The organism is Fictibacillus gelatini DSM 15865, assembly GCF_000430745.1.
Taxonomy (GTDB): domain Bacteria; phylum Bacillota; class Bacilli; order Bacillales; family Fictibacillaceae; genus Fictibacillus_A; species Fictibacillus_A gelatini.
On the sequence record NZ_AUMP01000004.1, the window covers coordinates 20,838 to 34,304 of the forward strand.

A 13,467-nucleotide genomic window follows, 5' to 3' on the forward strand; every position below is an offset into this window, starting at 1 on the left:
AATTCAATTATTTTTATGGAGGCATCATTACTATGAACATCATGAGAAAGAAATCTATTTCACAAATGATTTCTGAAAGTAATAAAAAAGCATTAAGCCGTTCTCTCGGAGCGTTTGATTTAACACTTCTCGGAATCGGCGCCATTATCGGAACGGGGATTTTTGTATTGACAGGTGTTGCCGCGGCACAGCATGCAGGGCCATCCCTTATTATATCCTTTATTATTTCCGCTATTGCTTGCGGATGTGCGGCATTATGCTATGCCGAATTCTCTTCATCTGTGCCGATTGCCGGAAGCGTATATACGTACACATACGCAACGATCGGGGAAATTGTCGCATTTCTTATTGGCTGGGACTTAATGCTTGAATATTTGCTCGCTGTCTCATCCGTCGCTACCGGTTGGTCGGCTTATTTTCAATCATTGCTCAGCGGATTTGGCATTCACATCCCAGCTGTTTTATCTTCCGCTCCGGGAGCGGGAAAAGGCGGAATTGTCGATTTGCCCGCAATTGTCATAATTTTAATTATTACTGCATTATTAAGTAAAGGCATTCGGGAAAGTGCAAAAGTAAACAATATTATGGTTTTTATCAAATTAGCCGTTGTCATTTTATTTATTGTTGCAGGTGTAGGATATGTGAAACCGGATAACTGGACACCTTTTATGCCTTTTGGCTTCCAGGGAATTATGGCGGGCGCGGCGACAGTCTTTTTTGCCTATATCGGTTTTGATGCAGTATCAACGGCAGCCGAAGAAGTACGCAAGCCACAACGTGACTTGCCGATCGGGATCATTTCATCACTGGTCATTTGTACGACATTATATATTATTGTTTCGTTAGTCTTAACTGGGATTGTCCCATTTGCGAAATTAAATGTTTCTGATCCCGTTGCTTTTGCGCTTCACTTTGTAGGCCAAAATACAATTGCTGGATTAATATCTGTCGGGGCCATTACAGGGATTACAACCGTTCTTCTCGTTATGTTATACGGACAGGTTCGAATCTCTTTTGCAATGAGCCGGGATGGACTTTTGCCGCCTGTTTTTTCAAAAGTTCATCCAAAATTCAAAACACCATTTGCAAATACGTGGTTAATCGGATGCATTGCCGCAATTATTTCCGGAATAGTTGATTTAAACACGCTTGCGGAATTGGTGAATATCGGAACTTTGTCCGCGTTTACTTTAGTCGCTATTGCAGTAATTATTTTGAGAAAAACGCATCCTAACTTGAAAAGAGCGTTTAAAGTTCCGTTTGTGCCTGTTTTGCCGATCATTACCGTCTTCATTTGCGGTTACTTGATGATCAGCCTGTCCAAAGTAACCTGGATCTCGTTTGTCATTTGGATTGCTATCGGTTTTATCGTCTATTTCTTTTACGGACGCAAGCATAGTAAATTGAATGATGAAAAAAAAGCAGGGTAAGTTCCCTGCCTTTTTTCATCCCGTAAATAATTCTCCATCGGGGTATCTAATATTCGCCTTATCGGCGGGTTTTGCCAACGAAAAGGCAAGTGTGAGCGGGCCGATTTTCCCGAGAAACATCATGAAAATAATCACAATTTTTCCGACTACAGTTAAATTCATCGTAAAATCCATTGTTAATCCGACCGTCCCAAAGGCGGATACGACTTCAAACAATATTTGCAAAAATGATCCTTTTTCGGTCACGCTCATAATCATTACAGCAAGAAAAATAAAGATGGCACTAATACAGGAGATGGCCAATGCACGCAAAACAATCGTATTTCGAATGGTCCGTTTCATGATAACCGTTTCATCTTTTCCACGTAAAAATGTAACGACAGCAGCCACAATCACGATAAACGTCGTTAATTTAATCCCACCGCCTGTTGATGTGCTTCCGGCACCAACAAACATTAAGAGAATGGTTAACAGACATGTTGCGGGTTCCATATGTCCGATATCGATCGTGCTGAATCCCGCTGTTCTTGGAACAATCGCCTGAAAGTAGGCCGCCCAAACTTTATCCGCTCCTGAAAGCTTCCCGAGCGTTCCCGGGTTATTTCGTTCCATTAAATAAATGGCAATAAACGCCACAATATTAACGGCAATCGTACCTATGATCATTACTTTTGAATGCAGGGATAAATTCTTCCATTTCCTGCTCGCCCAAAGATCAACAAGAACGGTAAATCCAAGTCCGCCTACTATAATAAGTAACGTAATCACCATATTTATCGTCGGGTCACCGACATAACGGGCCAAATTATCAGGCCAGAGGGCAAATCCAGCATTGTTATATGCTGCAATGGTATGAAAGATTCTATAGTACAAGCCCTTTGCGAACCCCATCTCCGGCACCCATTTTAAGCATAAAAAGAAGATTGCGATCAGTTCGATTGAAACGGTAAATAAGAAAAGATTCCGTACAAGGCGAATAACTCCGCCAATCGAGGGCTGGTTTAAGGCTTCTTGCATAATTAGCCTCTGCTTAATGCCAATCCTTTTTCCCATCATAATGACGACCAAAACGGCGAACGACATAATTCCCAGGCCACCGACTTGAATTAAAAACATGATGACAATCTCACCGAATAACGTAAAGGAAGAACCCGGGTCAATAGAAGTTAATCCTGTCACCGTTGAAGCCGATACTGCGATAAAAAAAGAATCGATCCAGGAAATTGGTTTTTCTGTTGCAATTGGAAGCTTTAATAACAACCCACCGATAATAACAAGCGAAAGAAAGATGAGTGCTAATATTTGTGGCGGATTTAATTTAATTGGATTATACATGTATGGCTTTTTCTCTTTTACTCTAAGAGCCACTTTCTGTTACACTCCTTCTGCCTCAAACCTGTTTAAATCTTCATTTCTTCCGATGACAACGAGAATATCTCCGTTTTGAAGTTTTACGTTGGCAATGGAGGAGACAAAAATCTCTTCCTTTCGTTTAATAGCAACAATGTTGCAGCCGAAACGGGCGCGAACATCCAATTCCGTTAACGTTTTCCCGATCAACTTATCAGAAACGGGAATCTCAATGATGCTATATTCATTCGATAGTTCAATAAAATCAATGATTTTATCTGATGTGATCAGTTGTGCGACCCTTTGTGCCATATCCCGTTCAGGGTGAATGATTCTGTCTGCCCCTAGTTTCTCCAGCACCTTATGATGATAATCATCCTGTGCCTTTACCCAGACTTTCTTGACTCCCATTTCTTTCAACAACAATGTTGTCAAAATGCTCGATTGAATGTCGTCCCCGATTGAAACAATAACGTGATTAAAATTGCGAATGCCAAGTGCCTGCAGCGCCTTTTCATCGGTCGAATTGGCCTGAACTGCCTGTGTGACAATGTTGGAAAATTCATTGACGCGCTCAATATCCCTATCAATCGCGAGCACTTCATATCCCATATTAGAAAACTCACGACAAATGCTGCCTCCAAAACGTCCTAAACCAATTACTGCAAATTGCTTGTCCATGCTCTCTCTCCTTATGTTGAATACAAAATGAAAACAACAAAAAAAGACCATTGCGAAAAATGGTCAGCCTGTGTTAAAACTGTCCTTTCTCCCAAATAACGCTTACGAGGTTAGCTGTCGGATTAGGGAATGGAGTATCCCCTCTTGCTGCAAATGCAAGATTCACCCCGGAATGATTGGGTCCCCCGCTTCTTTTTTTGTGATAGTTTAAAAAGTTTGGGAAGCTTTCAGGCTCTCCTTTTTAAACACACATTTAGAATTCAGCGATTTTCAAGGCATTTATTCAGTTCGTAGGAATTTAAGTCTAATTTAATCCTCCTAGCGAAAATTGTCAATCATTTTATTAAAATTTACCAGTAAGCTGAAGGACGACAATAATGAGGCCCAGCCCCCAGACGTAAATGGCAAATCCTTTTAAAGTTCCTTTTTTTAATAGAGAAATCATCCATCTGACCGCAATATAGCCAAATAGAGCCGACATGATCGTGCCAATGGCCAATGCGCCAAACGATATCGACTCCGCTTGTTCTGTAAAAAGATCTTTCGCCTGCAACAAACAGCCGCCGGCTATTGCCGGAATGGAGAGGAAAAATGAAAAGTAAGCTGCCGTCTCTTTATCGATTTTCCGAAAAAGCGCTGCGGCGATTGTGAGACCTGATCGCGAAATAGCTGGCAAAATGGCTGCGCCTTGAAACGTGCCAATGACAATTGCATCCGCAAACGAAATTTGATGAAGTTTTTTAAATCCTTTTTCTTTCATTGAATCTGCTGCCCACAAGATGAAACCGGTCGCTAAAAACTCCCATCCGACCGTCACACCCGTTTTCGAAATTTCTTCAAAATAATCTTTAAAAGATAGACCGATAATAACGGTCGGAATCGTTCCCGCAATTAATAGCAGTCCTATTCGGGAGAACGGTTTTTTCAAAAGGTCAAGCAGTTCTCTCCAATAGACGGTAATAACAGCAATTAATGTGCCGAAGTGCAGCATGGCGTCAAGAAACAAACCCGCATCATCCAAATGAAACAGGTGCCGTCCTAAAAGCAAATGACCCGTTGAACTTATCGGAAGAAACTCCGTTAATCCTTGTATGATCCCCAAAATCATCGCCTGAAACCAATCCATTATCCGTCACCCCTAATCCCGAGTCCATTGGTACAGCGTATTCAGGAATGGAAATCAATAGTACAAGTTCATTATTCTTACCGAGGGAATCGGATGGTTCTTATCAATTTCATCATTGGTTTTGAATTTCATCCTTTAGCAGATTGGATAAGAATTCTTCACTTCTATCTTCAAAACTGGTGAACCCCCAATTAAATGCTTTTACATATAGGCACTTTGGGGAAAAATTGAAGCCCACGACATAAAAAATGCCCTGCAGTACGGTTCCATTGGAGATATTTTCACCTCCGGGACTCGCTTTAGTCCTTGAGACGAGCTCTATCGGACAAAATTTTGCCTCCACTCTTTATTTTTGTCCTTGAGGCGGGCTCTATTGGACACATTTTTACCTCAAGGACTCATTTTTGTCCTTGAGACGGGCTCTATTGGACACATTTCTACCTCAAGGACTCATTTTTGTCCTTGAGAACGGCTCTATGCGAACAAAATCCAGGCTACCTCATGAAAAATAGTCCTTTAGCAAGCTTTTTTAAGATTAATGCTTTCTTGTTATCTCTCAGAAATGAGGGATAGAAAATCAGTTTTAAGTCAATTGATTTGGAAACAATGCTTAATCAAGCATTTCCCAGCTCCTTTGGCCAGATCAGTTCTTGCAATTGATCCATTGAACGGATGATTGGATTGCCGCGTTCATTTAATACCCACTTGATCAAATTCACGCCGTATAAATGGGTGAGGGTGACATACATCATTTTTCTCCGCCAGGCGGCATCCAATTTCACCCCTGGCCGATAGCTGTTCATGAATGCTTGCATGGCCGGCGAATGTTGGGATAATAAATCTGTATAAAGGCATACCCACTCATATTCTGGAGGAGCAATCCGACAGTCGGCTAAATCAATAAGCCCTGCAATTTCATAGTTTTCACCGTCTTTATCCAAAAGAAGATGATCAGTTGTTAAATCGGCATGAACGAGGCAGCTCTCCCATTGATGTTCGTCATAATTGGTCAGAAACGCCCCGATTTCAAGAATAACTTCTTGTGGCAGGACACCGGTAAGTTCCTTCACGACTTTCTCTTTTCTTTCCTCTTGAAGTAACTCCCAACTACTTAAGTAAGCATTCATTTTATCGGAAAGATCACCAACGGGGTAACCATGAAGTTTTGCGATGATGCCCCCGAGCTCGCGCGCTATTTCTATTTTATTACTTTCGGTCATATTATCGAAAACCTCGCGAACCGCCTCTCCTTCAATTTTCGTTACAATCAAATAATTCCATCCGCCATATTGGCCAACGGCAATAAGACGTGGAATCGGCAAATTAACATCTTTTAAATGGAGGTATGTATCACGCTCCGAATAAAAATCGTTGGGAATGAGCGGCATAAAAATCTTCAGCACGTAAACACCATCAATCATGAAGACGGCGTGTGTTCCCGGATATCCTTTTTGCACAGAATGGCACTTGATATTTTCCTTTTTGCAAATTTCTTTAATCGCCGCCTCCCAATAAACTTCATTTGTAAAAATCTCTTTCCACTCTTCCCAGCTCGAAATGTCGTTTGCTCGCATGCTCCGCCTCCTATAACTCCCCTAATAAACGCCTGTTTTCCGCCACCCGAGACACTTGTCCAGACCCTTTTTTCTTTTATACATACTATATGGATGTGAGATGAATTCTCTCCTGCCCGGCTTAAAGTAGGGGGGGCGGAACCTCAGTTTGTGTCCCTGGCTTTCAAGCGGCAGTTTTGCAATTCCCTACCCCCATTTCTTCATCATGCGTTCGTTTTGCCATAATTCCTCTTCAGGATTATGGCTTTTTTTATTTCCCGCCATTTACATATCGTCTTAAATAAAGCGGAAGTTCTCCTTGTTCAAATACTTGAATCAGTTCGCGGTGGGGAATTTCAACTTTCGAGATGGCGGGATAAATGGATGTGCTTCTCCCTCTTTCATAGCGCCGGCCGAGAGACTCAACCGCTTTCTTTGTATCTTCTTCAATGGAATTGACATACTGTTGGATTTGATGGAGTTGCTGGACAATCATAAAATATTCTGCTTTCATTCGTTCAAGTTCATTGATTTTTTTGCGCATGTGGCGTGTGGCCGCTTCCACTTCCCGGTCCCTTGCTTCATTTAACGTTCGTACAAACTCATCCATTCGATCGTTTTTACTTTCCTTTAAAGCATCCAGTTCCTCGAGCGCTTCTCGTTCTTTAGAAAGATACCGCAAAAAAACATCCCTGCTTTCCTGAAGCTCTTCCCTTCCTATTTTTGAATTCCGCCTCCCATATTCATTTAAAAGATCTTCATATTCTTTCGAGGCGTTTTCTTTTTGTTTATTTAATTTGTTCCATTTTTGAGTTGCCGCTTTAATTTTTTCCTCGTATTCCTCACTCATTTCAACGAATTGCTTTAATTCAGGGTACACTTTAAGTTCTCCCTTCTCTCCCTTTTCTTAAACTATACATATACATCATTCGTTAAAGTAAAACGGTTATCGACCCGGGCATAAAAAAAATAGGTCCGGAACCTATTTAAAGTGAGCCAACTATAATCATAGTTTGGTAGATGTTACCACACCCCCATTGACCCCCACGCTTTCCCGAAACCTATTTGCGTAACTAACATTACGAAAAAACAGGAGGTACTCATCCATGAAAAAGTTATTAGTTGCATCTATTTTAGGAGCTTCTCTAATTGGTGTAAACGCAGGTGTTTCTCACGCAGCGGCACCGCAAACAAACAATGACTGCAACGTTCAATTCTCGAACGAAGATTTTAATAAATATTTTAATAACGAAGATTTCAACAACTATATCCAGGAGCTTATTCAAAAATATGGACTAGAAAATGTTCATGTGATTAAGAAAAGCGACAATTGGAAGCAAGAAGAAGCAAAACCAAACAAACAAGTACAAGTAAAGGTGCCTGAACAAGCAAAAGCACCTGAGGCAAAACCGGCTCCAAAACAGCCAACAACGGAAAAACAACAAACCAATGAAACTGCAAAAGCACCATCTACTTCTCAATTAACGGCAGATGAGAAACAAATGTTTGATCTTGTCAACAAAGAACGTCAAAAAGCTGGCGTTAAGCCGCTTGAAATCGACATGCGTTTAGTAAAAACAGCCCGTCTTAAATCAAAAGACATGATTGACAAAAACTATTTCGACCACAATTCGCCAACTTACGGTTCTCCGTTTGATATGATGAAAAAGTTTGGCATTTCTTATAATACTGCAGGCGAAAACATTGCAGGCAACCAAACAGTACAAGCTGCTCATACAGCGTTAATGAACTCACAAGGACACCGCGAAAACATTCTTAACCCATCTTATACAAAAGTGGGCATTGGGATCGTAGACGGCGGCCCTTATGGCAAAATGTTTACACAACAATTCATTGGATAAATCATTCAAGACTCCATCTTATAAAGATGGGGTCTTATTATTTTCTTCATTTTTACAGCTATTATACGATTGATTACCAATTCGTAACCGTTGGTTCTTTTTGTCTCACCGGCAAAAGTAATTCAAACGTCGTTCCTTTTCCTTTTTCACTCGTGACATAGAGCATTCCTTTATGGTTTTTTATAATTTTATGGCTGACCATAAGTCCAAGCCCGGTGCCTTCTTCTTTTGTCGTAAAAAACGGCTGCCCTATTTTTTCAAGTACTTCTTTGTTCATTCCTACACCGCTATCTTTAAAAGTGAAGCAAATTGAATCGTCACCTTTCATCGTTGCGGTAATCTCAATTGTTCCGCCTTCTGGTGTTGCTTCTATTGCATTTTTAATTAAATTGATGAAAACTTGTTTAATTTGAAACGAATCGCAATAGATTTCAGGCAGCGGTTCATTGATTCCTAAAAATAAATCAACGTTTTTCAAAATGGCCTGTGTCCGGAGCAATGATACCGTATCTTTTAACGTTTCGCCAAGATTGTTTTTTTCAAGGTGGTTTCGATCTGTCTTTGCAAGCAATAAAAATTCTTTTATAATATGTTCAATTCGATCCACTTCACCTAAAACGATGGAAAAATACGATTCATTGATGTTGCTTTCCGCCTTAATCAATTGAATGAATCCTTTTAATGAAGTTAAAGGATTGCGGATTTCATGGGCGACACCAGCGGCAAGTTCCCCGACAACATTTAACGTTTCGGCTTTTCTTAGTTTTTCTTCCGTTTCCCTTTGCCGGGTCACGTCATGAAAAATGGCAAGATGAATGCCGGGATGTATATCTTTTTTACATGTAAAATGAATATGCTTTATTTCACCGCTTCTATGACGCAGTTGGCATTCACCGATTAATTTTTCTTCCTGGAATAACTCCTTCCAGTACGACGATACACTCTTTTGGCAATTAACCCCATCAAAAAAAGGATCCAATTTTTGCATTAATAGATCATCTTCCGCTCTTCCGAATAGTTTGCATGCGGCTGGATTTACATCAATGATTTGGCGATCATCATTAAGGAGAATAAAGGCATCAAGCGCATTTTTGAACAGCTCTTTGAACTTTGATTCATCCTGATCTTGAACAAAAAAGTGATGCTTTACGTCTACGGAAGTGCCAATCACTTCGATTACATTCCCATGATCAGTTATGGGAATAAGCGTAGTATAGAAGCTGTGTTTGTTATAATGCGTCATTAATGTCGAAATCTTTCCTTCAAAAGCTTCTTCGATGAAGGGTGTCCAATCTGCCAATGCATGCTCGGAAAATAGTTCGTTCATATTACGGAAACGATCTTCATCCTTCTCAAGATCACTTACAGTATGTTCTTTCAAAAATGCGATTAAAAAACCTTTAGGTGACCGCTTTAGCCGAAAAGTATAAACTGGATTCAAGTGCAACGTTTCCGTAAATGGTTTAACATAACGAGACTCTAGCATGTGTAAACGGTCCCGTAACTGACGGATTTCTCTTTTCAATTGAATGACTTCTAGATCCTGCTCGACCATCCGTACTGAAACCCCTTTACTTTGTTATTTTATCATTTTATTGCATAAATATTTTCCGTGTTATCTCTTCGACAAATCTAGAGACAATCCTATTGTGCAAATATCCTATTTTCAACACTATCTATTTTAGTTCTTTTTTACTAACTTTTCAGTCAGCCCAAGACAGAAAAGCCCTTCATAAATATTGAAAATAGAAGGACTGGCGGTGATTTTTACTTGATTTTTCCTATAATGTTGTTAATAAATGCATATGACATTGGACCGAGATGTTTTTTTTGAATAATCCCTTTCGAATCAATAATGTAACTTGTCGGGGCAGATAGAATTTCGTATTTTTTTACGGCTTCTGCATTTTGATCAAGCAAAATGGGAAACCATGCATCATATTCCTTCACAAACGATTCAATGTCGTCCCTGTTTTTTTCATTATACGTTAAATTAATTGCAAGAATTTCTACATCTTTTGCTTGGTATTTTTTATAATACTTTTGGAGTGCTGGCATTTCTTTTCGGCAAGGCACACATGAAGTTTGCCAGAAATTTAAAATGACTTTTTTTCCTTGGTAGTCATCAAGCGCGATTTTTTGCCCATCTAATGAAGTTAACGTGAAATTGGGTGCACGGTTTCCGGGATTTAAACCTGTCTTCCCGTTATAATCCCTGCTCTCAAACGTTTCGGAAGGATTATCAATAAGAGGTTTCCCTTCCTGACGTGATGCCCAGACGGCGATTCCTATAAGGGCTAGAAGGATGAGAAGAATGAACAACGGTTTTACTTTCATAACAAGCCTCTTTATCGTCAGTTTTTAAAATTTTCGCTCTTTGACTCCATTATATATCCTTTTCTCCTATTTGTCTTCGGTATGATATTGACCATTCTTTTTAAATTTTAAAGAAAATAGGAGTTTTAGCCTATATTCGTACTTATAAAGAATATTGAATTTTAGCCGATATATAATTCGAACACATGCACAACGAGAGAATAAAGTGAGGATGACAACGATGGACATAACAAGCATCATCGGTATAATTATCGGATTTATTGCTATAGCTGTTGGAATGATCTTAAAAGGCGTCAGCCCGATTGCCCTTATCAATCCGGCAGCCATACTTATCATTTTCGCAGGAACACTTGCCACTATATTAATCGCATTCCCTTTAAGCGAAATAAAAAAACTTCCAAAACTATTTAAGATTTTGTTTACTGAACAAAAGTTATTGAAGATCACTACACTTATTGAATTGTTTATTGAATGGGCAACTATCGCGAGAAAGGAAGGGCTGCTTGCTCTTGAACCGAAAGCTGAGGAAGTGGATGATCCATTCCTGCAACAAGGAATAAAAATGATCGTAGACGGCCAGTCCCCTGAATTTATTCGCGACGTCTTAATGAAAGATGTTGAAACAATGGAAGAACGGCATTTAAACAACGCCTCTATCTTTTCCCAGGCAGGCACGTATGCACCGACACTGGGTGTTCTTGGAGCGGTTATCGGCCTTGTGGCTGCTCTAGGCAATATGGCCGATATTGAAGAACTTGGCCACGCGATTTCCGCAGCTTTTATCGCAACATTGTTTGGGATTTTTTCCGGGTATGTTCTCTGGCACCCATTTGCAAATAAATTAAAACGAAAATCCCAACACGAAGTAATGATCAAGCAAATTATGATCGAAGGGCTGCTTTCCATCCAGGATGGAACTTCCCCGAAAATTTTAGAAGAAAAATTATTAACATATCTTCCTGCAAGTGAACGGGATGCTTATAAAGATGGTGGTACGAATGGCTAAAAAGAAGAAAAAAAAAGATGACCATATTGATGAGTCCTGGCTTATTCCATATGCTGACTTATTAACCCTTTTGCTTGCCCTGTTCATTGTTTTATTTGCAATGAGTGAAATCGATGCTTCGAAATTCAAGCAAATGGCAAGCGCCTTTCGCAATCAGTTCAATGGCGGAACCGGAATTATGGAAGAACAAGCGCCTGTTCCTCCTGAAACGCCGTCCATTCCAGAAAAGGAAAAAAATGATCATCTAACAAAGGAAGATCATGAAAGGCTGGAAAAAGCAAAAAAAGAACTGGAATCGTTACAACGGTTGCAAGAAAAATTGGATCATTTTATAAGTGACAATCACTTAAATAAAAGCCTGCAAACAGAACTGACAGAAAACGGGCTTTTAATTACGATTTTAAATAATGCGCTCTTTGATTCCGGCAGCGCAACCGTAAAACCGGGTTCTGTGAAACTTGCAAAAAAATTGTCTAAGCTTTTAGTAACCCATCCTGCGCGAAATATCGTTATTGCAGGTCATACGGACAATGTGCCGATTAAAACCTCTCAATATCCATCAAACTGGGAGTTAAGCGCCATGCGTGCGGTCAATTTTATGCGCATATTGATTGAAAATCCCGAACTTCCTCCAAAGTCGGTTAGCGCGAGCGGATATGGAGAATACCATCCAAAAGCTTCTAATCAAACAGAAGATGGTCGAGCTAAAAACCGGCGTGTAGAAGTATTAATTTTGCCTAATTACGATATTAAGAAAGCGAAGTAAGGAAAAAGCGCCTATAATGCGCTTTTTCTTTATTTTTTCTTCTCCTTTACCTTCGGTTCACGGCTCTTTTGATAATCTTCCAAAAATGAAATGCGGTCAAGCATTGTCGGATGGTCATACAAGAAAAATTTCACAAGTTTCGGCGGATTAACTTCACTAAGCCCTGAAATCGTCAACTTTTGAAAAGCGCCTACTGCTGCCTTTGGATCCTTTGTCATTTCAATCGCATATTTGTCGGCATCATATTCCACCTTTCTTGATATCGCACTTTCGACAGGACTCACAGCAAACGACAATAAAGCAAAAATGAGAAGCAGAACAGGCAGGCCGGCTATATCTTCCACCCCTTTAATCCCCCACCTGTCGCCCCAACGGTTTACCGCCCATTGATAGAGCTTGTTTCCAAGAAAGAGGCCGATAAATGACTCGATAAAGGCGATCAAAAGATTCCAATACAAGTGATGCATGACATAATGCCCCATTTCGTGAGCCATGACAAATAAAACCTGGTTTTCACTTAACTGCTTTAATGTCGTATCCCATAAAACAATTCGTAAATTCGAACCAATACCATTCACATAAGCATTAAGCGAATTCGTTTTTTCCGACATGTTCACTTCATACACGTTGGATGCAGGAATATCGGCCCGATCAGCCAGAGCAAGAATTCTCTCTTTTAACACCTTATCTTTTAATGGATAAAAATCATTGTATAGCGGATCGATGACAACAGGCTGAATGAAATAAAGGAAAATGGTAAACGGGATGGAAACGAGCCATGCATAAAACCACCATCGCCTTTTGCTTTTGCGGATAAAAAAGAAAATTACGAGCACCGTTAAAACCGTGAATAAATAGTCCACCCAGAAGGAAATGAGGCCATCCTTCATCCAGCCTGAAAAGGATTGTACCGATACGTTATACTCTTTAGAAACAGTATAGCTGTAATAGTCAAGCGGAAATGTAAAAATGTAGCTTACAATGGATAAAAGAAGGACATAAAGAGCGGTATGTATAATTGAAAAGCGTGTGACTCCGCTCGATGCTTCCCTAAACTTTTTGGACAGGCCGAAGCCTAATACGAGAAGATAAATAAGCCAATTAAGCGGTACGGATATAAAGTAAATAAAGTCTTTCATTCTTGAAAATTCATGGCTTAACTCTTGCTGCCGTTCATTCATAAACATTGAAGGATCCGCAGCCGTTCCTTTTAAATGCAAAGGAAGCTCCGTATTCGCCCAATGAAACAAGTAATACCACATAAGGATCGCAAACATCACAAAACCGAGTCCGAACCATAATGCCTTTTTCATCTTGCTTCCCACCTTTCTTACACCTACTCCTAGTTTAAGTCAC

Annotated in this window: 12 protein-coding genes and 1 riboswitch; of the genes, 4 read left to right on the forward strand and 8 right to left on the reverse strand. The window is 40.1% G+C overall.

Features of this window, described 5'->3' with window-relative positions; all coding sequences use genetic code 11:
* The first annotated feature begins 32 nt into the window (after positions 1-32).
* A complete protein-coding gene (bcaP, locus tag H538_RS0107470) occupies positions 33-1,430 on the forward strand; it encodes a branched-chain amino acid transporter BcaP (protein ID WP_026677076.1) in 1,398 nt (465 codons plus the stop codon).
* A 15-nt stretch (positions 1,431-1,445) separates the two neighbouring features.
* Here bcaP and H538_RS0107475 read toward each other — a convergent pair whose 3' ends face one another.
* From H538_RS0107475 to H538_RS0107500, 5 genes are all read right to left on the reverse strand, one after another.
* Positions 1,446-2,765, reverse strand: coding sequence for a TrkH family potassium uptake protein (locus tag H538_RS0107475; RefSeq protein WP_026677077.1), 1,320 nt, complete (start codon positions 2,763-2,765; stop codon positions 1,446-1,448).
* Positions 2,766-2,804: 39 nt separating this feature from the next.
* Positions 2,805-3,461 (reverse strand): potassium channel family protein, encoded by a 657-nt coding sequence (locus H538_RS0107480; RefSeq protein WP_026677078.1) that lies wholly within the window; start codon positions 3,459-3,461, stop codon positions 2,805-2,807.
* An 83-nt stretch (positions 3,462-3,544) separates the two neighbouring features.
* Positions 3,545-3,679: riboswitch (cyclic di-AMP (ydaO/yuaA leader) on the reverse strand.
* Between the two features lie 125 nt (positions 3,680-3,804).
* On the reverse strand, positions 3,805-4,587 hold the full coding sequence (locus H538_RS0107485) for an undecaprenyl-diphosphate phosphatase (RefSeq protein WP_026677079.1): 783 nt from the start codon (positions 4,585-4,587) through the stop codon (positions 3,805-3,807).
* A 614-nt stretch (positions 4,588-5,201) separates the two neighbouring features.
* Positions 5,202-6,161 carry an aminoglycoside phosphotransferase family protein gene (locus tag H538_RS0107495; protein WP_026677081.1) on the reverse strand — a complete coding sequence of 320 codons (960 nt, stop codon included), beginning with the start codon at positions 6,159-6,161 and terminating at the stop codon, positions 5,202-5,204.
* 250 nt (positions 6,162-6,411) lie between these two features.
* Entirely contained in the window at positions 6,412-7,020 is a 609-nt protein-coding gene (locus tag H538_RS0107500) for a hypothetical protein (protein ID WP_026677082.1), read from the reverse strand.
* 226 nt (positions 7,021-7,246) lie between these two features.
* Here H538_RS0107500 and H538_RS0107505 point away from each other — a divergent pair, with 226 nt between their 5' ends.
* On the forward strand, positions 7,247-8,002 hold the full coding sequence (locus H538_RS0107505) for a CAP domain-containing protein (RefSeq protein WP_026677083.1): 756 nt from the start codon (positions 7,247-7,249) through the stop codon (positions 8,000-8,002).
* 73 nt (positions 8,003-8,075) lie between these two features.
* On the opposite strand, the gene H538_RS23360 is transcribed toward H538_RS0107505, so the two are convergent.
* The gene (locus H538_RS23360) at positions 8,076-9,557 is read right to left on the reverse strand and encodes an ATP-binding protein (RefSeq protein WP_051291373.1); all 1,482 of its coding nucleotides are present in this window, start codon (positions 9,555-9,557) and stop codon (positions 8,076-8,078) included.
* A 212-nt stretch (positions 9,558-9,769) separates the two neighbouring features.
* Positions 9,770-10,339 (reverse strand): TlpA disulfide reductase family protein, encoded by a 570-nt coding sequence (locus H538_RS0107515; RefSeq protein WP_026677084.1) that lies wholly within the window; start codon positions 10,337-10,339, stop codon positions 9,770-9,772.
* 220 nt (positions 10,340-10,559) lie between these two features.
* Between H538_RS0107515 and motA the strand changes: the two genes are divergently transcribed.
* Together motA and motB are read left to right on the forward strand one after the other, a co-directional pair.
* On the forward strand, positions 10,560-11,345 hold the full coding sequence (gene motA, locus H538_RS0107520; RefSeq protein WP_026677085.1) for a flagellar motor stator protein MotA: 786 nt from the start codon (positions 10,560-10,562) through the stop codon (positions 11,343-11,345).
* Complete coding sequence (gene motB / locus H538_RS0107525; protein ID WP_026677086.1) at positions 11,338-12,111, forward strand: flagellar motor protein MotB; 774 nt, start codon at positions 11,338-11,340, stop codon at positions 12,109-12,111. Before motA ends, motB begins: the two co-directional genes overlap by 8 nt.
* A 29-nt stretch (positions 12,112-12,140) precedes the next feature.
* On the opposite strand, the gene H538_RS0107530 is transcribed toward motB, so the two are convergent.
* The gene (locus H538_RS0107530) at positions 12,141-13,424 is read right to left on the reverse strand and encodes a M48 family metallopeptidase (protein ID WP_026677087.1); all 1,284 of its coding nucleotides are present in this window, start codon (positions 13,422-13,424) and stop codon (positions 12,141-12,143) included.
* Between the last annotated feature and the right edge of the window lie 43 nt (positions 13,425-13,467).

Bases quoted from the DNA above. Each gene is read 5' to 3' on its own strand.
- bcaP (WP_026677076.1), top strand. From the start codon at position 33: ATGAACATCATGAGAAAGAAATCTATTTCACAAATGATTTCTGAAAGT.
- H538_RS0107475 (WP_026677077.1), bottom strand. From the start codon at position 2,765: ATGTATAATCCAATTAAATTAAATCCGCCACAAATATTAGCACTCATC.
- H538_RS0107480 (WP_026677078.1), bottom strand. From the start codon at position 3,461: ATGGACAAGCAATTTGCAGTAATTGGTTTAGGACGTTTTGGAGGCAGC.
- H538_RS0107485 (WP_026677079.1), bottom strand. From the start codon at position 4,587: ATGGATTGGTTTCAGGCGATGATTTTGGGGATCATACAAGGATTAACG.
- H538_RS0107495 (WP_026677081.1), bottom strand. From the start codon at position 6,161: ATGCGAGCAAACGACATTTCGAGCTGGGAAGAGTGGAAAGAGATTTTT.
- H538_RS0107505 (WP_026677083.1), top strand. From the start codon at position 7,247: ATGAAAAAGTTATTAGTTGCATCTATTTTAGGAGCTTCTCTAATTGGT.
- H538_RS23360 (WP_051291373.1), bottom strand. From the start codon at position 9,557: ATGGTCGAGCAGGATCTAGAAGTCATTCAATTGAAAAGAGAAATCCGT.
- H538_RS0107515 (WP_026677084.1), bottom strand. From the start codon at position 10,339: ATGAAAGTAAAACCGTTGTTCATTCTTCTCATCCTTCTAGCCCTTATA.
- motA (WP_026677085.1), top strand. From the start codon at position 10,560: ATGGACATAACAAGCATCATCGGTATAATTATCGGATTTATTGCTATA.
- motB (WP_026677086.1), top strand. From the start codon at position 11,338: ATGGCTAAAAAGAAGAAAAAAAAAGATGACCATATTGATGAGTCCTGG.
- H538_RS0107530 (WP_026677087.1), bottom strand. From the start codon at position 13,424: ATGAAAAAGGCATTATGGTTCGGACTCGGTTTTGTGATGTTTGCGATC.